The 21,203-nt window shown below is 72.0% G+C and carries 19 protein-coding genes; 8 read left to right on the plus strand and 11 right to left on the minus strand.

What is annotated here, in order from left to right:
* Positions 1-333 precede the first annotated feature (333 nt).
* Entirely contained in the window at positions 334-1,506 is a 1,173-nt protein-coding gene (locus AB5J56_RS31665) for a D-alanyl-D-alanine carboxypeptidase family protein (RefSeq protein ID WP_369237507.1), read from the plus strand.
* Between the two features lie 323 nt (positions 1,507-1,829).
* Here the strand turns inward: AB5J56_RS31665 and AB5J56_RS31670 are convergent, their stop codons facing one another.
* Positions 1,830-2,597, minus strand: a complete 768-nt coding sequence (locus AB5J56_RS31670; protein ID WP_369237509.1) for an SDR family oxidoreductase — start codon at positions 2,595-2,597, stop codon at positions 1,830-1,832.
* A gap of 63 nt (positions 2,598-2,660) precedes the next feature.
* Positions 2,661-3,674, minus strand: coding sequence for a Gfo/Idh/MocA family protein (locus AB5J56_RS31675; RefSeq protein WP_369237511.1), 1,014 nt, complete (start codon positions 3,672-3,674; stop codon positions 2,661-2,663).
* 112 nt (positions 3,675-3,786) lie between these two features.
* On the opposite strand from AB5J56_RS31675, the gene AB5J56_RS31680 reads away from it, so the two are divergent.
* The 3 genes from AB5J56_RS31680 (at position 3,787) to AB5J56_RS31690 (ending at position 7,344) form a co-directional block, all read left to right on the plus strand.
* Positions 3,787-5,139 carry a multidrug effflux MFS transporter gene (locus tag AB5J56_RS31680; protein ID WP_369237513.1) on the plus strand — a complete coding sequence of 451 codons (1,353 nt, stop codon included), beginning with the start codon at positions 3,787-3,789 and terminating at the stop codon, positions 5,137-5,139.
* Positions 5,076-6,293 carry a serine hydrolase domain-containing protein gene (locus AB5J56_RS31685; protein ID WP_369237515.1) on the plus strand — a complete coding sequence of 406 codons (1,218 nt, stop codon included), beginning with the start codon at positions 5,076-5,078 and terminating at the stop codon, positions 6,291-6,293. The genes AB5J56_RS31680 and AB5J56_RS31685 overlap by 64 nt, the downstream gene beginning before the upstream one ends.
* Before the next feature lie 70 nt (positions 6,294-6,363).
* The gene (locus tag AB5J56_RS31690) at positions 6,364-7,344 is read left to right on the plus strand and encodes a small ribosomal subunit Rsm22 family protein (protein WP_369237517.1); all 981 of its coding nucleotides are present in this window, start codon (positions 6,364-6,366) and stop codon (positions 7,342-7,344) included.
* 25 nt (positions 7,345-7,369) lie between these two features.
* Here the strand turns inward: AB5J56_RS31690 and AB5J56_RS31695 are convergent, their stop codons facing one another.
* On the minus strand, positions 7,370-9,727 hold the full coding sequence (locus AB5J56_RS31695; RefSeq protein WP_369237519.1) for an ABC transporter permease: 2,358 nt from the start codon (positions 9,725-9,727) through the stop codon (positions 7,370-7,372).
* Positions 9,724-10,443: an ABC transporter ATP-binding protein gene (locus tag AB5J56_RS31700; RefSeq protein WP_369237521.1), complete on the minus strand. Its 720-nt coding sequence runs from the start codon at positions 10,441-10,443 to the stop codon at positions 9,724-9,726. The genes AB5J56_RS31695 and AB5J56_RS31700 overlap by 4 nt, the downstream gene beginning before the upstream one ends.
* A 281-nt stretch (positions 10,444-10,724) precedes the next feature.
* Here AB5J56_RS31700 and AB5J56_RS31705 point away from each other — a divergent pair, with 281 nt between their 5' ends.
* Positions 10,725-12,044, plus strand: a complete 1,320-nt coding sequence (locus tag AB5J56_RS31705; protein ID WP_369242926.1) for a sensor histidine kinase — start codon at positions 10,725-10,727, stop codon at positions 12,042-12,044.
* Between the two features lie 26 nt (positions 12,045-12,070).
* The gene (locus AB5J56_RS31710) at positions 12,071-12,754 is read left to right on the plus strand and encodes a response regulator (protein WP_369237523.1); all 684 of its coding nucleotides are present in this window, start codon (positions 12,071-12,073) and stop codon (positions 12,752-12,754) included.
* On the opposite strand, the gene AB5J56_RS31715 is transcribed toward AB5J56_RS31710, so the two are convergent.
* On the minus strand, positions 12,751-13,356 hold the full coding sequence (locus AB5J56_RS31715) for a dihydrofolate reductase family protein (protein WP_369237525.1): 606 nt from the start codon (positions 13,354-13,356) through the stop codon (positions 12,751-12,753). The genes AB5J56_RS31710 and AB5J56_RS31715 overlap by 4 nt on opposite strands.
* Before the next feature lie 46 nt (positions 13,357-13,402).
* Positions 13,403-14,251 carry a dimethylargininase gene (gene ddaH, locus AB5J56_RS31720; protein ID WP_369237527.1) on the minus strand — a complete coding sequence of 283 codons (849 nt, stop codon included), beginning with the start codon at positions 14,249-14,251 and terminating at the stop codon, positions 13,403-13,405.
* 179 nt (positions 14,252-14,430) lie between these two features.
* Between ddaH and AB5J56_RS31725 the strand changes: the two genes are divergently transcribed.
* Positions 14,431-15,054, plus strand: coding sequence for a TetR/AcrR family transcriptional regulator (locus AB5J56_RS31725; RefSeq protein WP_369237529.1), 624 nt, complete (start codon positions 14,431-14,433; stop codon positions 15,052-15,054).
* Here the strand turns inward: AB5J56_RS31725 and AB5J56_RS31730 are convergent.
* Entirely contained in the window at positions 15,033-15,959 is a 927-nt protein-coding gene (locus tag AB5J56_RS31730) for a glycerophosphodiester phosphodiesterase (protein ID WP_369237531.1), read from the minus strand. The genes AB5J56_RS31725 and AB5J56_RS31730 overlap by 22 nt on opposite strands.
* Before the next feature lie 169 nt (positions 15,960-16,128).
* Here AB5J56_RS31730 and AB5J56_RS31735 point away from each other — a divergent pair, with 169 nt between their 5' ends.
* Positions 16,129-16,863: a bifunctional DNA primase/polymerase gene (locus AB5J56_RS31735; protein ID WP_369237533.1), complete on the plus strand. Its 735-nt coding sequence runs from the start codon at positions 16,129-16,131 to the stop codon at positions 16,861-16,863.
* 19 nt (positions 16,864-16,882) lie between these two features.
* Here AB5J56_RS31735 and AB5J56_RS31740 read toward each other — a convergent pair whose 3' ends face one another.
* The 4 genes from AB5J56_RS31740 to efeO all read right to left on the minus strand — a co-directional run bounded on the left by AB5J56_RS31740 (position 16,883) and on the right by efeO (position 21,196).
* Positions 16,883-17,761 carry a hypothetical protein gene (locus AB5J56_RS31740; RefSeq protein ID WP_369237535.1) on the minus strand — a complete coding sequence of 293 codons (879 nt, stop codon included), beginning with the start codon at positions 17,759-17,761 and terminating at the stop codon, positions 16,883-16,885.
* 100 nt (positions 17,762-17,861) lie between these two features.
* Positions 17,862-18,755 carry an iron uptake transporter permease EfeU gene (efeU, locus tag AB5J56_RS31745; RefSeq protein WP_369237537.1) on the minus strand — a complete coding sequence of 298 codons (894 nt, stop codon included), beginning with the start codon at positions 18,753-18,755 and terminating at the stop codon, positions 17,862-17,864.
* A 3-nt stretch (positions 18,756-18,758) separates the two neighbouring features.
* The gene (efeB, locus tag AB5J56_RS31750; protein WP_369237539.1) at positions 18,759-20,045 is read right to left on the minus strand and encodes an iron uptake transporter deferrochelatase/peroxidase subunit; all 1,287 of its coding nucleotides are present in this window, start codon (positions 20,043-20,045) and stop codon (positions 18,759-18,761) included.
* Positions 20,046-20,056: 11 nt separating this feature from the next.
* Complete coding sequence (efeO, locus tag AB5J56_RS31755) at positions 20,057-21,196, minus strand: iron uptake system protein EfeO (RefSeq protein WP_369237541.1); 1,140 nt, start codon at positions 21,194-21,196, stop codon at positions 20,057-20,059.
* Positions 21,197-21,203: the final 7 nt, after the last annotated feature.

Below are 21,203 nucleotides of genomic sequence, written 5' to 3' on the forward strand. Positions count from 1 at the left end.
TTCCTCGAAGGTTCTTGGCGCCCGCTGTGGGCGCGGCCACAAACTATGGAGAAACCTTTGAGTCGGCCTGAGTAAAAGATGTGTCAGAGCTGAGAAAATGACGCCGGTCATCACATTTCCATAAGACAGCTGATTCCTAAGCTGTGGAGGGCGTACTGCCAGGAATCGCCTGTTGGGTGGGGGTTCCAACGCCGTATGGGAGCCGAGCTGTTGAGGTTCCGTTCGGACGCGTTCCTTTGCCGTGTCTTTGAGAGCGCCGTGCCTTTTCTTGCTGTGTCTTTGCTCTGTGGCCCCGATGTGCGGCGGCCCCGAAGCGCTTTGTACGGTTCCGGGATGCGCGATTCCTCTCCGCTCTCCCGCCGGGCTGCCCTGGGCCTCGCGGCGGCCGTGCCACTGGCCGCCGCCTCCGCCGTCCCGGCGTCCGCCGAGGCCACCGTCGGCGGTGAGCGTCTTGGCCGTTCCGGGGTCCAGGTACGCGGCGCCTCGGGCCTGCCCAAGAAGCTCACCGCCCGCTCCTGGCTCGTCGCGGACCAGAAGAGCGGCGAGATCCTCGCCTCGTACGGTGCGCACACCCGGCTGGCGCCCGCCTCCACGCTGAAGATGCTGTTCGCGGACACGGTGCTGAAGAAGTTCGACCGGACCGCGCGGCACACGGTGACCGACGCCGACCTGGCGGACATCCCCGCGGGTTCCAGTCTCGTCGGGGTCAAGCCCGGAATCACGTACACCGTCGAGCAGTTGTGGCTCGGCGTCTTCCTGCGCTCGGGCAACGACGCGGTGCACGTGCTCAGTCACATGTACGGCGGCGTCGCCGAGACGGTCGCCGCGATGCAGGCCAGGGCCGCCGATCTGCAGGCCCTGGACACGCATGTGGTCAGCCCCGACGGCTTCGACCACAAGGGGCAGTTGTCGTCGGCGTACGACCTCACGCTCTTCGCCCGGCACGGCCTCCGCGACGCCGACTTCCGCTCCTACTGCGCCACGAGGACCGCCGACTTCCCGGCGGGCGGCAAGAAGACCTTCCAGATCCAGAACACCGACCGCCTGCTGACGGGCGCGTGGGGCGTGCAGACGTACGACGGCCTGATCGGTGTGAAGAACGGCTACACCAGCCACGCGGGCAACACCTTCACCGGCGCGGCGACCCGCGGCGGCCGCACGCTCCTCGTCACCGTGATGCACCCCAAGAGCGGCGGCAGCGGCGTCTACGAGGAGACGGCCGCGCTGCTCGACTGGGGGTTCAAGTGGGCCGGCGGCGCCAAGCCGGTGGGCACGCTCGTCGATCCGCTCAGCGAGGGCGGCGCCACCGCGACACCGACGCGGAAGCCGGTCGAGGGCGCCGCCGGTGCTCCTGTCGCGGCCGGGGACAAGCACTCGGCGTGGGGCATGGTCGGCGGGGCGGGCGGAGCCGTCGCGCTGCTCGCGGGCGGGGCGTTCGCGCTGCGCCGCCGCCGACGCGCGGTGGCGGGCGACGACGACTCGGGCGGCGGCCGGCACCGGGCCTGAGGGGCAGCGGGGGTGAATGCGGGGGCAGCCGTTCCGTGAGCCGGTGCTTACCTCGCGGTCCCACGCGAGGTCCGCCCCCTGCCGGGCCGCGGAACGGCTGCCGCCTCCCCCTAGGAGTGGTCCTTGGTCGTACGGAAGCTATCTGCTCCAAGTGTGAAGCTTTGGTGGAGGAGTGTGTTGAGCATAAGCCCGTTACCGGGCGGAATGAGCCGGAGGTTCAGCTTCCGTTTGTGCAAGTTGAGCCGTTGACGACCCGTTGACCGGGCGTTGATCCCACGTTGATGTCGGCCGAGGCCCGCGCGGGCCGTGCCGGCGGAGACGGCTCAGCCGCGCCCCACGTACGGCATCGCGGTCGCCAGCACCGTCGCGAACTGCACGTTCGCCTCCAACGGCAGCTCCGCCATGTGCCGCACGGTGCGCGCCACGTCCGCGACGTCCATCACGGGCTCCGGCGCCACCTCGCCGCTGGCCTGCAGCGCGCCCGTCTCCATGCGCCGGGTCATGTCGGTCGCCGCGTTGCCGATGTCGATCTGGCCGCAGGCGATCCGGTACGGGCGCCCGTCCAGGGAGAGCGACTTGGTCAGGCCCGTCAGCGCGTGCTTCGTCGCCGTGTACGCGATCGAGTGCGGGCGGGGCGTGTGCGCGGAGATCGAGCCGTTGTTGATGATCCGGCCGCCCTGCGGATCCTGCTCCTTCATCTGCCGGTACGCGGCCTGCGCGCACAGGAACGCGCCGTTGAGGTTGGTGTCCACCACATGCCGCCAGGCCTCGTACGGCAGCTCCTCGACCGGCACCCCGCCGGGCCCGAACGTGCCCGCGTTGTTGAACAGCAGGTCGAGCCGCCCGAAGCGCTCGCGCACGGCGGCGAACAGGGCGGCCACGTCGTCGGGGCTGGAGACATCGGTGCGTACGGCCAGCGCCGCCCCCTCGGGTGCGAGGGCGGCCGTCTCCTCCAGGGTCTCGCTGCGACGGCCCGCGAGCGCCACCGACCAGCCGGTGCGCAGGAGTTCCACGGCCACCGCACGGCCGATGCCGGAGCCCGCCCCGGTCACCACGGCGATCTTCGTCTGGTCACTCTGCATGGCATTCATGGGCCCGCAGCGTACGGGGGGAATCCGCGATGCGGAACAGATTGTCCACCATGCGGAGTACTGCTAGGCGGGTCGGCGGACCTCTCCGGGATACCGGACGCCGATGCGGTCCCGGATCGCGTCGAGGGTCCGCATCACGGCGAGGGTGCCGTCGAGCGGGACGAGCGGCGACTCGCTCTCGCCCGCGCGCAGGGCCCGCATGACCTCGACGGCCTCGTGCTTGAGGCTGGTGCGGGGGCCGTGGGCCGGGTCGGCCATGACCTTCTCGGGCTCACGGCCGTCGCGGTGCAGCACGAAGTGGTCGGGGTGGAAGAAGCCGGACGGGATGTCGATGCGGCCCGCGGAGCCGGTGACCGACGCGGAGGTGGCGGTACCGCCGGTGATGGAGCAGTGCACCGAGGCGAGCGCACCGCTCTCCCACGAAAGCAGCGCTCCCGTCTGGAGATCGACGCCCTCGTCCGAGAGCACCGCCTTCGCGGCGACGTCCGACGGCTCCCCGAGCAGCAGCTGCGCGAACGACACCGGATAGACACCGAGATCGAGCAGCGCCCCGCCGCCCTGTGCCGGGTCCCGCAGCCGGTGGGCCGGCGGGAAGGGCCCCGCCAGCCCGAAGTCGGCCTGGACGGTGCGGACTTCGCCGATCACGCCGTCCTCGATCAGCGTCTTCAGCCGCAGGATCAGCGGGTTGCAGTACATCCACATGGCCTCCATCAGGAAGCGCTCGTGGCGGCGGGCGAGCCCGACCAGCTCCTCCGCCTCGCCCGTGTTCAGCGTGAACGCCTTCTCGCACAGCACATGGCGCCCCGCCTCCAGGCACATCCCGGCGGCGGCCCGGTGCGCCGCGTGCGGGGTGGCGACGTACACCACGTCGACCTCCGCGTCCTCGGCGAGCGACGCCCAGTCCCCGTACGCCCGGGGTATCCCGAACCGCTCGGCGAACGCCTTCGCCGACGTCTGGGTCCGCGAGGCCACGGCCACCACCTCGGCGTCCGGCAGGTCCACCAGATCCGCTGTGAACGCCGCGGCGATCCCGCCCGTCGCCAGAATGCCCCACCGCACGCGTCCGTCGCCCGTCATCCCGACCCCTCGTCGTCCTGCGAGTCCTGTGGGTCCTGTGACCCCGGCCATCCCGAATCGGGTGTCCGAGCTGAGAGCATAGGTCGCGCAACGAACGAAGAGGGAGGGGCGCATGCCCGAGCGTGGCCGTACCACGCGGGACGAGGAAGGTCCCCAGGGACACATACCGAACCCGGCCGTCACCGACGCGCACGCGACGGTCGCCGGTACGGCGCCGGGCGCGGGCGCCCTGCGCCGTACCGGACTCCTCGTCACCCTCGTCCTCGGCGGTCTCACCGCCACGCCCCCGCTGGCCATGGACATGTACCTCCCCTCGCTGCCGGAGGTCACCAGGTCCCTGCACGCCCCGGCCGCGACCGTGCAGCTCACGCTCACCGCATGCCTCGCGGGCATGGCGCTCGGGCAGCTCGTCGTCGGCCCGATGAGCGACCGGTGGGGCCGCAAGCGGCCGCTGGTGGCGGGCCTGCTCGTCTACATCGTCGCCACCGCGCTCTGCGCGTTCGCGCCCACCGTCGAACTCCTCGTCGCCTTCCGGCTCGCGCAGGGACTCGCGGGCGCCGCCGGGATCGTGATCGCACGGGCCGTCGTACGCGATCTGTACGACGGCATGGAGATGGCCCGCTTCTTCTCCACCCTCATGCTGATCTCCGGGGTGGCCCCGGTCGTCGCGCCCCTGATCGGCGGCCAGATCCTGCGCCTGACCGACTGGCGGGGCGTCTTCGTCGTCCTCACGGCGGTCGGCATCGCGCTGACCGCCGTCGTCTGGACGAAGCTCCCGGAGACCCTCGCACCCGCCGAACGGCACAGCGGCGGCGTCGGCGAGGCGCTGCGCGCGATGCGCGGACTGCTCGCCGACCGGGTCTTCGCCGGCTACATGCTCACGGGCGGCTTCACCTTCGCCGCGCTGTTCGCGTACATCTCCGCCTCGCCGTTCGTGATCCAGGAGATCTACGGCGCCTCCCCGCAGACCTTCAGCCTGCTCTTCGGCGTCAACTCCGTCGGTCTCGTCATCGCCGGCCAGATCAACGGCAAGCTGCTGGTCGGCCGGGTCAGCCTCGAAAAGGTCCTGGCGGCCGGCATCGTGCTCGTCACCCTCGCCGCGACGGCCCTGCTCCTGATGTCTACCGGCGCCCTCGGCGACGTCGGACTCGCCCCGGTCGCCGCCGCCCTGTTCGTGCTGATGTCCGCGATGGGCGTGGCCCTGCCCAACACCCAGGCGCTCGCCCTGATGCGGGTGCGGCACGCCGCCGGATCGGCCTCCGCGCTGCTCGGCACGTCCTCCTTCCTCATCGGCGCGATCGCCTCGCCGCTCGTCGGGATCGCCGGGGAGCACACCGCCGTTCCGATGGCCGTCGTCCAACTGGCCTCGGTACTGGTGGCAGCCGCCTGCTTCGTGGGACTGTGCCGTCCCTGGCGTACCGGAGGCACCCCGGACGCAACGGAAGCAAAGGCGGCGGACAGCTGAGCGCACCGAGACTGCGCATCGACACCCCGGAGAGGGCCGGGCTCGACGCGGAGGAACTGCACCACCTCGTACGCGATGTGCGCCGCCTCACCAAGGGGCCGGATCCGTGGGCGGCGGGCGTCGTGCTCGTCGCCGGACGCGGCCCGGTGATCGCCGCCGAGGAGGCGGCCGGGTGGGCGGTGCGCTACGCGTCCTACGACGAGAAGACCGAGTCCTGTATCGAACTGCCGCCCGAGGCCCGGGTGCCGATGAGCGTCCACACGCCCTTCGACCTGGCCTCCCTCACCAAGCTGTTCACCGCGGTCGCAGCGGTGCAGCAGCTGGAGCGCGGCACGCTCGGCGTCGACGCGCGCGTGGGGGCGTACCTGCCGGAGTTCCGGGGCGCCCGCGAGCACGGCATCACCGTACGGCAGCTCCTCACGCACACCTCCGGGCTGCGGCCCGAACTCCCGCTGTACGACTGCCCGGACGCCGCCGCCCGGCTCGCGCTGCTCCGTGCCGAGGCGCCGTCCTCGCCGCCGGGCCTCTACGTCTACTCCGACCTCAACCTGCTCCTCCTCCAGTTCGTCCTGGAGCGCATCACCGGGCGCGGCCTCGACGTCCTCGTCCGCGACGGCATCACCCGGCCGCTCGGGATGACGGCCACCTCCTTCGGACCGTGCCCGGGCGCGGCCGCGACCGAGGACCAGCGGCGGCCGTGGGCCAAGGCCGAGCGGGGCATGCTGCGCGGGGTGGTCCACGACGAGAACGCGTGGGCGCTCGGGGGTGTCGCCGGGCACGCGGGGCTCTTCTCCACGGCCCGCGATCTCGCCGTCTTCTGCCGGGCGCTCCTCGCGGGCGGTTCCTACGGCCCCGCGCGCATCCTCGGCCCCGACTTCGTCGAGCTGATGCTCGCCCCGCCGGGCCTGGGCTTCGCTCTCGACCAGCCGTGGTTCATGGGCGCCCTCGGCCACCGCGGGGCGGCGGGCCACACCGGCTTCACCGGTACGTCCCTGGTCCTGGACCCGGCGACGGACACGTTCCTGGTCCTGCTGGCCAACACGGTCCACCCACGCCGCCGCCCCGCGGACAACGCCCCGCGGGTGGCAGCCGCCAACCACCTGGCGAGGGCGGTACGCGCGAGCCCGTCGGGCTACAGCCCGTCCGGCGTGTGAGGACGAGGCCGTTCAGGCCGACAGCCCATGACCGGACGGAGCCCCGCCCCACCGACCGTAGAATCACGGGGTGAACGCCACCCCCGCCGAGAAACTCCGCACAGCCCTCGCAGGGCTCCTCGACGGCCTCCCCCCGAAGGCGGCCACGCGGGCGGTCGAACGGCTGATCGCGAACTACCGGGGGACCACCCCGACCCACACCCCCGTACTCCGCGACCGCGAGGACGTGGTGGCGTACGCCGCGTACCGCATGCCCGCGACCTTCGAGGCGGTCCACGCGGCGCTGGAAGCCTTCGCGGACACGGTGCCGGACTGGACACCGGCGAGCCACGTGGACGTCGGCGGCGGCACCGGCGCGGCCACCTGGGCGGTCAGCGCCACCTGGGAAGGCCCGCGCCCGGTGACCGTCCTGGACTGGGCGGAACCGGCACTCGCGCTGGGCCGCGAGATCGCCGCCGCGAACCCGGAGCTGACGGGCGCCGAGTGGCACCGCTCCCGTATCGGAGCGGCGCTCACCCTCGAGAGCACGGACCTCGTCACGATCTCCTACGTCCTCGGTGAACTGACCGACACGGACCGCGCCGCAGCCGTGGCCGCCGCCGCGACCGCCGCCCAGGCCGTCGTGGTCATCGAGCCCGGCACCCCCGACGGCTACGCCCGGGTGATCGAGGCCCGCGACCGCCTCATCGGCGCCGGGTTCCACATCGCGGCCCCCTGCCCGCACAGTGCGGCCTGCCCGATCGTCCCCGGCGAGGACTGGTGCCACTTCTCCGCCCGGGTCAGCCGCTCCTCCCTGCACCGGCAGGTCAAGGGCGGCTCCCTGCCGTACGAGGACGAGAAGTTCAGCTACGTCGCCGCCACCCGCTTCCCGGTGACCCCGGCGCCCTCCCGGGTCGTCCGCAGGCCGCAGATCCGCAAGGGCCAGGTGCTCCTCGACCTGTGCGGCCCCGACGAGTCCCTGCACCGCGAGACGGTGACGAAGCGTCACGGCCCGCTGTACAAGGCGGCCCGCGACGCCGACTGGGGCGACGCCTGGCCGCCGCAGGACTGACGGCCCGCCCCAGCCCTGGTGGGTCCTACTCCGTACGCAGCGCCGTCGCCGTCCGCGTCCGGGCCGCCCAGCCCGCGGGCAGCAGCGCACCCGCCACCGCGATGAGCAGGCCGCCGAAGCCGAGCAGGACGAGTTCCGGGGTGTCGTAGACGTCCAGGACCGAGGCGGGCATGGTCAGGCCCGCGCTGTGGCCCATCGCGGGCATCACCGCGTCGTGCAGAGCCAGGCCGACCGGCACCCCGACCGCCCCGCCGAGCAGCCCGACCCCCACCACCGACGCGATGACCATCGTGATCGTCTGCCGCGGGGTCATGCCGAGCGCCCTGTGGATGCCGAGGTCGCGGACGCGTTCGCGGGTGTCCAGGACCACCGAGTTGAGGACGCTGAGTCCGGCGACCGCGACGAGCATCAGGGTGAGGATCGAAGTCAGCGCGTCCAGAATGAAGATCACGCTGCTCCGGTCGCCCGACTGTCCGGCGGCGGCGGTCGCGCCCGTCGCCTGCAACGCGGTGCTCAGGTCACGGGCGTAGGCCTTCGCGTCCGTGCCCGGCCGCACCGCGATGCGGTACTCGGTGGCCCGCAGCTTCGGCTCGGCCGACTTGAGCGTGGCCGCGTCGGTGAGCAGGGTCCGGCCCTGGTTCTCGGTGCTGAAGACCTCCCCGACGATCCGGACCGCGACCGTCCTGCCGTGGTCGTGCAGGGTGACGCGGTCGCCGACCCGGGTGCCGGTGGCGGCCAGGAGAGGGGTCGGTACGACGGCCTCGCCGGGCCCCTTGAACCAACGCCCGGAGATCATCCGGTAACCGCTCCACGAGGGGTCGCCGGTGAACGCGGAGACCTCGACGGAGCCGGTCGCCCCGGCGAGCGCCACCTCGGTCGTGGCGACGCCGAAGTACCTCCGGGTGCCGGACCGGGCATCGATCGCCCTGGTGACGGCGGCCGGGTCGGCCACGTCCGTCGGATCGGCGGCCACGCCCTCCCGGACATGGCGGGGCGGTCCGCCGGCCTCGTCGGTCTGCTTCACCGCGTGCACAGTGACGTCGGAGGTGTCGTGGTTCCGGGCGGCCTGCACCTCGGTCAGCGAGGAGGCGAGCCCCACGGCGAAGGTCACGGCGACGGCGCCGAAGGTGACCGCCGCGGCCGTCGCCGCCGCGCGGGCGGGCCGGGCGAAAGGCCGGGCCAGACCGAGGCCGACCGGCCGGGGCAGCGGAAGCCGTCCGGCGAGGCGGGCGGCGCGCAGCCCGCGGCCGGGGCGGGCGGGGCGTCCGACGGCGATCGCGTCGACCGCCCGCAGCCGTCCGGCCCGCAGGGCGCCCGCCCACGCGGTCACCGCCACCAGGCCCAGCATCCCGGCGGCCACGGTCACGTCGATCCACAGCGGCACGGTCGAACTCGTCGAGCCGTACGCCGTCGCCGTCTCCGTCAGCACCGGAACGGCAAGGAGGTTGCCGCCGACGACGCCGATCGCGGTACCGGCCGCCGCGGGGATCAGCGCCTGGCCGACATAGGCCCGGACGACCTGGGAGGGAGTGAACCCGAGCGCCTTGAGGACGCCGATCCGGCGCGTCCCGGCGCCGACCGCTCCGGCGACCACGTTGCCGACGATGAGCACCGCCATGACCAGCCCCAGCACACCGAAGGCGGCCAGGAACGGCACGAACAGCGCGGACTGGCGATCAGCCTCCTTCTTGGTGGCGAGCCAGGAACGCGCCCCGTCCACCGTGCCCTTGGGCACGCTCGCCGTCACGGCGGCCCGGTCCGCGGCGACCTGCCGCGCCGTGGCGGCGGCCTTGAAGCGGTACAGCATCTGATAGCCGTCCGGCTCGCTCAGCAGCGAGGGCATCACCCAGGCGTCGGCGGTACGGCTGACCGAGCGGGCCATGCCCACCACGGTCAGCGTCGGCTTGCCGGGCAGTTGCGGGAAGCCGAGCTCTGTCCCCATGCGCAGGGCGGGCCCGTCCTCGTTGTCGGACAGCACGATCTCGCCGGCGCGCGCGGCCCACCGGCCCTCGGTCAGCGTGACGTCGTCCACGGGTCCGCCGTGCCCGGCCCGGCCGACGAGCGACATCGGTTGCAGGTCCTGTCCGCCGAGGCGCGCAGTGGCCGACACCGTCGGGAAGGGACCGGCCGCCGCGGTGACCCCGGTGGCGTCGGCGGACGCGGCGAGCCGCGCGGCGGTGGCCTTCTCAGCGTCGTACCGCACGGACAGATGCGCGCCGTGCTGCTGTCGGAACGCCTTGTCGAACGGCCCGGCGGAGGCCGCCAGCAGGGCGGCGCACATCACGGACGCCGTCACCGCCATCATCGTCGCCAGCACGATCACGACCGTCTGCACCCGACGGCGGCCCACCCCGGAACGCGCCACCCGGCCCAGCGCGCTCATCGGGTCGCCCCGGCGGCGGCGCCTGCGCCGTGCGCCGTGTCCGCGGTGATCCGGCCGTCGACGAGCTCGACCGTGCGGGTCGTGCAGGAGCGGGCCAGGGCGAGGTCGTGGGTGACCAGGACGATGGTCTGGCCGTCGGCGTTGAGTTCGGTGAGCAGGGCGCGGACGGAGTCGCCGGAGGCCGTGTCGAGCGCGCCGGTCGGCTCGTCGGCCAGCAGCAGCGCCGGACGGTTCATCAACGCCCGTGCCACGGCGACGCGTTGCCGCTCGCCGCCGGAGAGCCGGCCCGGGTAGGCACGGGCGTGCCGGTGGATGCCGAGGACTTCGAGCAGCTCCGCCGTCCGCCGGTGCGCTTCGGCGCGCGGGGTGCCGGACAGCTGCGCGGGCAGGGCGATGTTGTCGGCGACGGTCAGGTCGTCCAGCAGGTTGAAGAACTGGAAGACCATGCCGATCTTCGCCCGCCGGTAGCGGGCGGAGGCCGCCTCGCCGAGGGTGTCGACGCGTACGCCGTCCACGGTGACGGTGCCCGCGTCCGGCCGGTCGAGGCCGGCGATCAGGTTGAGGAGGGTGGACTTGCCGCTGCCGGAGGGGCCGAGGACCGCGACGGCCTCCCCGGCCCGCACGGTCAGTGACGCGTCGGCCAGTGCGGGCGGGCCCTCGGCCGGGCCGCCGTATCTGCGGCTCACCTCGCGCAGCTCGATCAACGGCGTGGTCATGGCGTCTCCTTGGGGTCCTGCGGCCTGTACGTCCCGTACAGGTGGCATCCGGTTCATGGGGTGCCTCGGACGCTAGGGACGGCGGCCCGGAGGGCGCGTCGCTCGGTGGACTCAATTCCCGTACCACGCAGGGATGAAGGCGTTCGTCGTCATCCCTGCGATGTACACGCCGGATGTACGCCGTCGGTCCGCACGGAGGATGTCGCGGCGGCGCCCCGGTGGGGAGAATGAGCCCGGTGACGAAGGCGGGGGAGGGGAAGGGGGCGGGGACGGTGTCTGCGGTGGGCCGGACCCGGAGGTGGGCCGACCGGGCGCGGGGATGGGCCCGGCCGCTGCGGCGACCGACGGGGCCGCCTGCCCGACCCACCCGGCGCGAGCTGGCCTTCGACGTGGTGCTGGCGCTGATCATCGCGTGCGCCTCGGCCAGCTACGCCTTTGACGACGACCATCCCAAAGTGCCCTTCGACGGCCTCGTACCCCCGATCCCCCCGGTACCGACGGGGCCCACGGACCCGAGCCACCCCCTGGGGTCGCACGTACAGACCGACGGAGGCGGCTGGACCGTCCTCGTCGTGGTCCTCGTGATCGTCACCACCGTGTCTTTGATGCTGCGCCGCAGGTATCCCCTCACCGCGCTGTGGATCGTCACCGCCGCGAACGTACTGACGCCCAACGACGTGCCCCGGCTCACCTTCTACGCCTCGGTGGTCGCCGGTTACAGCGCCGCGGCCTACGGCCCCTACCGGATGGCCACGCTGGCGAGCCTGCCGGTGGCGGTGGGCCTGATCACCAGCGCCCGGGACTCGTCGCTGCCCACGGTCCCCACCCAGTACGTCCCCCTCCTGGTGCTCGTGCCGGTCGTCTTCGCCGCGAGTGGGCTGCGCACCTGGAAGCTCAGGACCGCCGAGAGCCGCGCCCGGCTGTCCGCGCTCGAACGCGAACGGGCGGAGGAGCTGCGCCACGCCGTCGAGTACGAACGGGCCCGGATCGCCCGCGAGTTGCATGACGTGGTGACGCACAATGTCAGCGTGATGGTGATCCAGGCCGGGGCCGCCCGCAAGGTCATGACGGTCGATCAGGAACAGGCCCGGGAAGCCCTGTTGGCGGTGGAGGCGGGCGGCAGGGCGGCCATGGCCGAACTGCGCCACGTCATGGGGCTGCTGACCATGGACACCGACGGCTCGGACCCGTCCGGTCAGGATCTGGTGCCGCAGCCCGGTCTCGACCGGCTGGAGGCCCTCGTCGTCCGCATCCGGGACGCCGGCCTGCCGGTCGAGTTCACCGTGACCGGGCGGCCGCGGCCGCTCCCGGCCGGGATGGAGCTGGCCGCCTACCGGGTCGTCCAGGAGGCGTTGACCAACGCGGTCAAGCACGCGGGCGGCGCCTCCACGACGGTGACCGTCACCTACGCCGACGACCGGCTGGAGGTGGACGTCGCCGACACCGGCGGCAGCCCGGCCGAACCCGCGGGCGGCGGCAGCGGACGCGGGCTGATCGGTCTGCGCGAACGGCTCGCCGTCTACGGTGGGACCCTGCACACCGGCCGTCGCCCCACCGGCGGTTACCGCGTCAGAGCACTGATTCCCCTGGAAACGCCGTGACTTCGCCCACCTCCCCGGGAGGCACCGTGACCGGGCCGCTGCGCGTCGTGGTCGCCGACGACCAGGCCCTCGTCCGCACCGGCTTCCGCATGATCCTCGCCGCCGACGGGATCGACGTGGTCGCCGAGGTCGCAAGCGGCCTCGAAGCGATCGACGCCGTACGACGCACCCGCCCGGACGTGGTCCTCATGGACATCCGGATGCCGGAACTGGACGGCCTGGAGGCCACCCGGCACATCCTGGGCGCCCGCGAGGCGCCGGTCACCGGTGCACCGCGCATCCTCATCCTCACCACCTTCGACCTCGACCGGTTCGTCTACGCCGCGCTGTCCGCCGGGGCCAGCGGGTTCCTGCTCAAGGACGTCACGCCCGAGCACCTGGTGGCCGCGGTGCGGATGGTGCGTGGCGGTGACGCGCTGCTGGCCCCGGCCATCACCCGCCGCCTCGTCGCGCGGTACGCGCACCGCGACCCCGAGCACGCCGCGCTCCACCGCGACCTGGCGGTGCTGACCGCGCGCGAACTGGAGGTCCTGAGCCTGCTCGCCCAGGGCCTGAGCAACGCCGAACTCGCCGCCCACCTCCACCTCTCCGCGGCGACGGTCAAGACCCACGTGGCCCGCATCTTCGCCAAACTGGGCCTGCGCGACCGGGTCCAGGCGGTGATCGCCGCATACGAGACGGGCCTGGTCAGTCCCGGCCCGGGTACCTAATAGCTGTCGTAGCCGGGCTCACCGTTCGTGCGGTAGACGGCGACGACGGTGCCGCCCTTCGTCGTCGAGACGCTGACCGGTTCCAGCGCGGTGGGGATCGCTCCGTCGGCGAACAGCCGCTTGCCGGTGCCGATGATCACCGGATGGATGGTGAGGCGGTACTCGTCGACGAGGTTGTGCCGCATGAGGGTCTGGGCGAGGTCGCCGCTGCCGACGACGTTGATGTTGCCGCCGTCGGTCGCCTTCAGCCGGCGTACGGCGTCGACGGTGTCGCCCTCCAGGAGCGTGGAGTTCTGCCACTCGACGGACGTCAGGGTCCGGGACGCCACGTACTTGTGCATGCTGTTCATCCGGCTGGTGAACGGGTTGCCGGGATCGGCGGTCGGCCAGTACGACGCGAAGATCTCGTACGTCTTGCGGCCGAGCAGCATCGCGTCGGAGTGCTCGTACCAGCCGGCGATGGCCGTGCCGACCTCGTCGTCGGACACCGGTTTCTGCCAGCCGCCGTGCTCGAAGCCGCTCTCCGCGTCCTCGTCCGGACCGCCCGGCGCCTGCATGACGCCGTCCAGTGTCAAGAACGTGCAAACGATGATCTTGCGCATGGTGCGCTCCTTTCGTCGAGAGGTAGACGGCACAACCGCCGGAAACTCATCGGCACAACTTCCGCGGCGCGGCGCCGCGCAGCTCCTGCGTGCAGCACTTCACGCTGCCGCCGCCCTTGAGGAGTTCGCTCAGGTCGATGCCGATCGGCTCGAAGCCGCGCTCGCGGAGCGGGTCGAAGAGTCCGGGCGCGGCCCCCGGCAGCAGTACGTGCAGGCCGTCCGAGACGGCGTTCAGGCCGAGTGCCGCCGCGTCCTCGGCGCCCGCGATCAGCGCGTCGGGGAAGAGGCGGCGCAGCACCTCCCGGCTCCCGGGCGAGAACGCGTCGGGGTGGTACATGACCTCGTCCGCCGTGTCGTCGAGGACCGCGAGAGCCGTGTCCAGGTGGTAGTAGCGCGGGTCGACGAGGTCCAGCCCGATCACCGGCCGCCCGAAGAACTCCTGGGCCTCGCCGTGCGAGAGGGGGCTGGCCCGGAAGCCGCGCCCCGCGAGGACGTAGGAGGCGGTGACGGCGAAATCGCCCTCGCCCTCGTTGATGTGCACCGGTTCGTGGACGTGCGCCCAGCCGTTCGCGCGGAACCACTCCAGGTGGACGGCGGCCTCCGGCTCGCGCTCCCGGTACGCGAAGCGGGCGCCGAGTACGCGGCCGTCGACCACGGTCGCCCCGTTCGCGGCGAAGACCATGTCCGGCAGGCCGGGGCGCGGGGTGAGCTCCTCGACCGTGTGGCCGAGGGAGCGGTAGCGGTCACGGAGGTCCTCCCACTGCGCGACGGCGAGCGGCACGTCGACCGGCTTGCCGGGATCCATCCACGGGTTGATGGCGTACGTGACCTCGAAGTGCGCGGGTGGGCACATCAGATAGCGCCGGGGGGTGGCGGCGCGGCGGAGAGGGGGCAAGGTGGGCTCCTCACGTGACCGCAGGGGCGGGTGGTCCGGTTGGAGCCCATGGTGAGACCTGCGGGGGCCGGCCCGCGTGCACCGGATGGGTTGTCTTCGCCGCACCCCCGCGGACCATTCGCCTTCGCCTCACCCCCGTCGCGAGACGCCCCGTCTCACTGCCCTGATAACTTCCCCCCATGGTCAAGAAACCCGCCCCCGACGCCACCCGCCGCAGCGAGCGCTCGCGGCGCGCGATCTACGCCGCCGCCCTCGCCCTCGTGAGCGAGACCGGCTACCCGAAGACCACGATCGAGGGCATCGCGGCCCGCGCCGGCGTCGGCAAGCAGACCATCTACCGCTGGTGGCCGTCGAAGGCGGACGTACTCCTGGAGGCGTTCCTCGACCTCGGCGAGCAGGCGGCCGAGCGCTCCGCGGGGCCCGGTCAGGAGACGTACGGCATCCCGGACACCGGTGACCTCGCGGCGGACCTCAAGCAGGTGCTGCGCGCCACCGTCGACGAACTGCTGAACCCCGCCTTCGAGGCGCCCGCCCGCGCCCTGACCGCCGAGGGCTTCGTCAACGAGGAGCTCGGCCGTGAGTTCGTGGCCAAGCTCCTCGAACCCCAGCTCCAGCTGTACGTACGCCGGCTGCGCTCCGCACAGGACACCGGCGCCGTACGCCCCGACGTCGACCCGCGCATCGCGCTGGAACTCTTCGTCTCCCCGCTCGCGCAGCGCTGGCTCCAGCACACCGGCCCGATCACCTACGACTACACGGACACCCTCGTCGACTACGCCCTCTACGGCCTCGCCCCGCGCTGAGAGCCGGTGCGCTGAGTCCCGGTGCGCCGAGATCCGGTCCGCGTCCCCCGGAACCCCTTCAGGGCCTTCGGAGTCCTCGCCGGGTGGCGGGCCAGCCGGCCCGGCGCGTCCGTGATGATCCCGTCGCAGCCCAGCGCGAGGGCCCGGTCCCGCTGCGCCGGGGTGATCACGGTGTGCGCCCACACCCGGGGGACACCGGAGTTCACGGCCCGCCGGAGATCCATGTCACGTGCCTTGTAGTCGACGTCGAGCAGGTCGACGAACGGGGCCCAGCGCTCGGGCCGGTCGGTGCGCATCTGCGCCGCCGAGCGCCACAGCTGGGAGACCAGGCCCAGGCGATGGGCGCGCAGGGCCACCTCCGGCAGGTTGGAGTTGACGAAGACCGAGCGGGTCAGGCCGCGGGCGCGGATCAGCCCGGCGAGCGCCCGCAGGCTCTCCGGGTCCTTCGCCTCCAGCATCAGCACGATGCGTCCGCCGAACCGGTCGAGGACCTCGGCCACCGTCGGCGGCCGCTCCGCGCGCCGGCCGCTCCGCAGCGAGGCCCCGGGCCGCAGCCGCACCCCCTGCCAGTCCCGCAGGCTCAGCCCCCGCACCGGACCGCCCATGGACGTGGTGCGGTTCAGCGTCGCGTCGTGCATGACCACCATGTGCCCGTCGCGCAGCATGCGGGTGTCGAAGTCGAGCACCTGGGCCGTACCGCGCTCATAGGCGGTCATCAGGCCCGACATGCTGTTCTCGGGGACTTCCCGGGCGCCGCCGCGATGGGCGACGTGGACGACATGGGGGAGGGCGTCCACCGTCAGGGGACCGGTGCCCCACTCCAGCGGGGAGAGCGCGCCGCCCTGTCCCGCGAGGGCCAGCGACGTGAGACCGGCGATACCCGTGAGCGCAGTCCATGTGACCATGACGACCACGGTAGGGGGATAAATAGCATCAAAGTATGCAATGACACTCGATCCGCGCCGGGGGCATGCCTCGTCCCCCCTACCCCGGATGTGAGCTCTGGCCACCCGGGGCGCAGGATGGTGGGACCATGGGGCAGGAAGTCCGCACTACGGTGAGGCGAGGGGATAGATGAGCGCGAGCGCAGAGTTCGGCCGCCGCTCCGGCGCGCAGGGCAGGATCTCCCAGTGGCTGCGAGGCCGCCGCCGGACGGAGACCGCCGACGACAGCGTCAGCCGGGAGGCTCTGCTGCTCGCCGCTGCCGCCGCCGGGCTGCCACTCGCGCAGGCCGCGTTCCCCTCCGGCTACCGGTGTTCCTGTGACCGTGTCGGCTGTCCCACGCCCGCCCGGCACCCCGTCTCCTTCGCCTGGCAGACGCAGTCGACCACCGACCGCGGACAGATCGAGCGATGGGCCCGGCATCAGCCGCAGGCCAACTTCATCACCGCGACGGGCATGGTCCACGACGTCCTGGACCTACCCCTGGAGGCCGGCCGTGAGGCCCTGGAGCGCCTCCTCGCCGCCGGGATCGAGGTCGGACCCGTCGCTGAGAGCGGCGACGGACGCCTCCTCTTCTTCACCCTCACCCGCGGTACGCCGGAGGACGAGGACGAGTGGTGGCCCTGCGAGCTGGACTGCCATCCCGAGACGATGGACGAGCACCCCGGGCTGCGCTGGCATTGCCGCGGTTCGTATGTGCTCGTGCCGCCGGCCCGGCTTCCCGGTGACCTGACGGTCGAGTGGGTACGGGGGCTGGAGCACCCGCTTCCCGATCCGCTCACCCTTCTCGAGGTCCTGACGGACGCCTGTGCCCGGTACGCCGGGGACGACACGGAGCGGCTGGCCGCCTGGCCGCACCGGGGCTGAACCACAGCGGCGCCGGAGGCTATTCGCCCTTCGCGCCCGTCAGCCCCTGCACCCGGCTCAGGAACTCCACCTCGGGGTCCGACGCGCTCCTCGCCGGGTCAAGCACCGCCTGGTTGGAGACGAACTCCAGGGTCAGCGACTGCGTGACCTCGCCGGTGAGCAGGGCCTGGATGTTCTTGTCGGAGACGGTGAGGTCGACGCCCTGCGCGGCCGTCTGCTTCTCGTAGTGGCGCGTGCTGAAGAACACCAGCGCCCCGCCGTCCTTCGTGCGCAGCCCGACCGGGGCGTAGTCGCCGGACGTCAGGGACTCGTCGACGTACTGCCGGGCGAGTCCGGGCTTGCTCGCGTTCTTCTTGCGCAGCGCGCGCCAGGCCGAGGTGTGCGTGCCGGGCGCGAAGGTGTCGCCGCCGTCCTGTAGGTAGTTGGCGTAGGACTTGCTCAACTTTTCGGGCGCTACGGCGAGTTCGGCGTCGTCGGCCGTGACCGGCTGCGCCCAGCCGTCCTTGTCCTTCGCGAACTTGGGTACGGCGTCGGCGGCGAGGATCGTCAGATACGAGGCCTGCCACAGTCCGTCGGCGCTGCCACGGGTGAAGACCAGCAGCCAACGGGAGTCCGCGGAGCCCTTGTTGGCGACCGCGTCCGCGACGAACCAGCGTGGCCAGCCGGCCTTCTCGGGTATGACGAACTTCGCGTCGGTCAGCTTCAGCGGCGCGTGGGCCGCATTGCCGCTCGGGCTGTTCCGGTGCCCGGCCTTCAGCTTCGCGGCGTCGATGTCGGCGAGGGGCCCGGTGACCCGGTCCGCGTCCAGGGACTGGTCGTACGCCTTGTCGGCCTTGTTGTACGCGGTGGTGAAGTCCTTCAGCGCGCGGGCGGCGTCGGCACGGGTCGCCGCGGGCACGACCTCCCGCTCCCCGTGCACCACGACGCACCCGCTCGCCGTCAAGGACAGAGCGGTCAACGCCCCCGTGGCGAGGGCGAACCGGTCGAGACGCCTCGGACTACGAAGCCTTCGTGGGCTGCGATCCCCGTGAACCCGGCGATCCCTGCGCTCCCTGCTCATCAGGTCCCTTCACCTTCCCCTTCCCGGAGGCGAACCCTACCGGGGCGAGGAAGATCGCGAGCGTCGGGACCAGGTACAGCGCCCACACCGTGACCTGGAGGACGGTCGGGTCGGGCTGGAAGTTGAAGACGCCCTTCAGCAGGGTGCCGTACCAACTCGACGGATCGATGGTGTTGCTGATATCGAACGCCAGGTTCGTCAGGCCCGGAATCCAGCTGGCCTCCTGGAGGTCGTGGACGCCGTACGCGAGCACGCCCGCCGCGACCACGACCAGCATGCCGCCGGTCCAGGTGAAGAACTTGGCGAGGTTGATCTTCAGGGCGCCGCGGTAGAACAGCCAGCCGAGCAGGACCGCGGTGGCGAGGCCCAGGGCGACGCCGATCAGCGGGCGGGGCGTGCCGTCGCTGGCCGCGTGCACCGACGCCCATACGAACAGCGCGGTCTCCAGGCCCTCACGGCCGACGGCCAGGAACGCGGTCGCCACCAGCGCGCCCGTGCCCATCGCGAGCGCCGCGTCCAGCTTGCCGTGCAGCTCCTTCTTCAGGTGCCGCGCCGTACGCCGCATCCAGAAGACCATCCACGTGACCAGGCACACCGCGACGATCGACAGCGAACCGCCGAGCGCCTCCTGCGCCTTGAACGTCATCTCCTGGGAGCCGAACTCGAGCGCGCAGCCGAAGCCGAGCGCCAGCGCGATCGCGACGCCGATGCCGATCCAGATCGGCTTCAGCGCGTCCCGGCGGTCGGTCTTGACCAGGTACGCGATCAGGATGCAGACGACGAGGCTGGCTTCCAGACCCTCGCGCAGGCCGATCAGGTAGTTGCCGAACACGGGCTACGCCTCCTTGGAGAACAGCGCGCGTCCCCACCAGTCGTCCTTGTCGCGGACGCCTGGCGGAACGGCGAAGACCGCCGAACTCACGTGCTGGATGTACTCGTTGAGCGCGTCGGACTGCGACAGCCTGCGCTGCAGCGGGATGAACCCCTTGCGCACGTCACGCTGGTAGGCGAGGAAGAACAGGCCCGCCTCCAGGCGGCCGAGGCCGTCGGTGCCGTCCGTGAAGGAGTAGCCGCGGCGCAGGATCGTCACCCCGTCGTTGGACTCGGGGTGCGCGAGCCGCACGTGCGCGTCGGGCTTCATCGCCTTCAGGAACGGCTTGTCGCGCTCCTTCGCCCTGCCGACCGGAGCGCCCTCGCCCTTGTCGCGGCCGAAGATGTCCTCCTGCTCCTGGAGCGGGGTCCGGTCCCAGGTCTCGATGTGCATCCGGATGCGCCGGGCGACGAGGTACGAGCCGCCGGTCATCCAGGCCGATTTCTCGTCGACGTCCTTCCCGTCCACCCACACGAACTTCTTCAGCCGGTCCGGCTCGGTACCCGCGATGTTGCGCGTGCCGTCCTTGAAGCCCATCAGGTTGCGCGGGGTCTGTGCGTCCGGCGTCGTCGACGACGTCTTGCCGAAGCCCAGCTGGGACCAGCGGATGGCGACCTTGCCGAAGCCGATGCGGGCCAGGTTGCGGATCGCGTGCACCGCGACCTGCGGGTCGTCCGCGCACGCCTGGATGCACAGGTCGCCGTTGCTGCGGGCCTTCTCCAGGGCGTCGCCCGGGAACTTCGGCAGATCGACCAGGGCCTCGGGCCGCTGGTCCTGCAGCCCGAACTTCTCGAACAGGGAGGGCCCGAAGCCGATGGTCAGCGTCAGCCGCGACGGCTTGAGGCCCAGCGCCTCACCGGTGTCGTCCGGCGCCGCCTCGGCCAGACCGCCGTACGCGCCCTCGCCGATCGCGTGCCCGGCGGTCATCCGCCGTGCGGCCGCCGTCCACTCCTTCAGCATCTGCACGAACTCGGCGCGGTCGTCCGTCTTCACGTCGAACGCGGCGAAGTGCAGCCGGTCCTGCACCGGCGTGGCGATGCCCGACTGGTGCGCGCCGTGGAAGCCGATCGCGGCTCCCGTCTCGGCGGCGGCCGGGTCGACGTCGTCGCCGGTGCGGGTCATCGCCACCGCGCCCCCGGCGACGGCGGCGCCGAGCGCCAGGCCCGCACCGCCCCAGCCGATCAGCGAGCGCCGGGAGGGCGCGGCACTGCCGGTGGCTTCCGTCTCCGTGGCTTCCGTGGTGTCCGTCATGGTGGCGGCTCCTACTTCACTACGGCGGCGGCGAGCTTGGACAGGGGCTCGGCGAGCGCGTTGACCGCGTCCGACAGCTCCTTGCGGTCGGCCTTGCCGACCTTGTCGTACGAGGTGAAGTCGTACGAGTTCTTGTCCGTGCGGTACTTGTCGAGCAGCGTGTTCAGCGCGGCGAACTGCTTGTCGAGCTCCGTGACCAGCGCCGCGTCGTTCTCCTTGGCGACCGGCTTCAGCAGCTCGTACGACTTCTGTGCGCCCTCGACATTGGCCTTGAAGTCGACCAGGTCGGTGTGCGAGTAGCGCTCCTCCTCGCCGGTGACCTTGCCGGTGGCGACCTCGTCGAGGAGCTCCTTGGCGCCGTTGGCCATGGAGGTCGGGGTGATGACGGCCTTGCCGACGCGCTTCTGCCAGTCGGTGAGATCGGTGACCAGCTGATCGGCGAGCGTCTTGTCCGCCGCGGTGATCTTCTTGTCCTGCCAGAGGGACTTCTCCAGCTTGTGCCAGCCCGTCCACTTCTGGCCGTCCGCCAGGCCGTCCGCGCGGACGTCGACCTCCGGGTCGATGTCACCGAAGGACTCGGCGACCGGCTCGGTGCGCTCCCAGCCGATGCGCGAGGGGGCGTAGGCCTTCTTCGCGGCCTCCAGGTCGCCGTCCTTGACCGCCTTCACGAAGGTCGCGACCTTGGGCAGCGTCTCGTCGGCCTGCTCCTGCGCGTATGCGCGGTAGGCGGCGACGGCCTTGTCGAGGCGCGGGTCCCGCTTGGCGACCTTGCCGCCGCCGGTGACCGTGAGCTTCTGGCGTACGCCGTGGCCCTTCATACCGGGACGGCAGGCGATCTCGTAGTCGCCCGCCTTGACCTCGGCGGTCAGCGTGTACTTGGTGCCGGGGCCGATGTTCTCCTTCTCGGAGACGATCCGGTCGTCCGGGAAGACGATCTCGACCTCGGTGGCCTTCGAGCCCGTGTTCTCGATCTTCAGCGTGACCTGGCCGGCCGGAACCGACTTGGTGGAGGTGGTGCACTTGGAGTCGGCGGCGGTCACCTGTATCGCGTCGCCGTCTTTCGCGGTGCTCTTCTCGGTGCAGCCCGTGACGGCGGTCAGGGCCGCCGCGGTGGCGGCAGCGGTGACGACGGAGAGTCGGACGGCTCGCATGCAAGCT

This window comes from Streptomyces sp. R21 (genome assembly GCF_041051975.1).
Taxonomy (GTDB): Bacteria; Actinomycetota; Actinomycetes; order Streptomycetales; family Streptomycetaceae; genus Streptomyces.

Coding starts and splice junctions, on each gene's coding strand:
- AB5J56_RS31665 (WP_369237507.1), top strand. CDS start 334: ATGCGCGATTCCTCTCCGCTCTCCCGCCGGGCTGCCCTGGGCCTCGCG.
- AB5J56_RS31670 (WP_369237509.1), bottom strand. CDS start 2,597: ATGAATGCCATGCAGAGTGACCAGACGAAGATCGCCGTGGTGACCGGG.
- AB5J56_RS31675 (WP_369237511.1), bottom strand. CDS start 3,674: ATGACGGGCGACGGACGCGTGCGGTGGGGCATTCTGGCGACGGGCGGG.
- AB5J56_RS31680 (WP_369237513.1), top strand. CDS start 3,787: ATGCCCGAGCGTGGCCGTACCACGCGGGACGAGGAAGGTCCCCAGGGA.
- AB5J56_RS31695 (WP_369237519.1), bottom strand. CDS start 9,727: ATGAGCGCGCTGGGCCGGGTGGCGCGTTCCGGGGTGGGCCGCCGTCGG.
- AB5J56_RS31700 (WP_369237521.1), bottom strand. CDS start 10,443: ATGACCACGCCGTTGATCGAGCTGCGCGAGGTGAGCCGCAGATACGGC.
- AB5J56_RS31715 (WP_369237525.1), bottom strand. CDS start 13,356: ATGCGCAAGATCATCGTTTGCACGTTCTTGACACTGGACGGCGTCATG.
- AB5J56_RS31725 (WP_369237529.1), top strand. CDS start 14,431: ATGGTCAAGAAACCCGCCCCCGACGCCACCCGCCGCAGCGAGCGCTCG.
- AB5J56_RS31730 (WP_369237531.1), bottom strand. CDS start 15,959: ATGGTCACATGGACTGCGCTCACGGGTATCGCCGGTCTCACGTCGCTG.
- AB5J56_RS31735 (WP_369237533.1), top strand. CDS start 16,129: ATGAGCGCGAGCGCAGAGTTCGGCCGCCGCTCCGGCGCGCAGGGCAGG.
- efeB (WP_369237539.1), bottom strand. CDS start 20,045: ATGACGGACACCACGGAAGCCACGGAGACGGAAGCCACCGGCAGTGCC.
- efeO (WP_369237541.1), bottom strand. CDS start 21,196: ATGCGAGCCGTCCGACTCTCCGTCGTCACCGCTGCCGCCACCGCGGCG.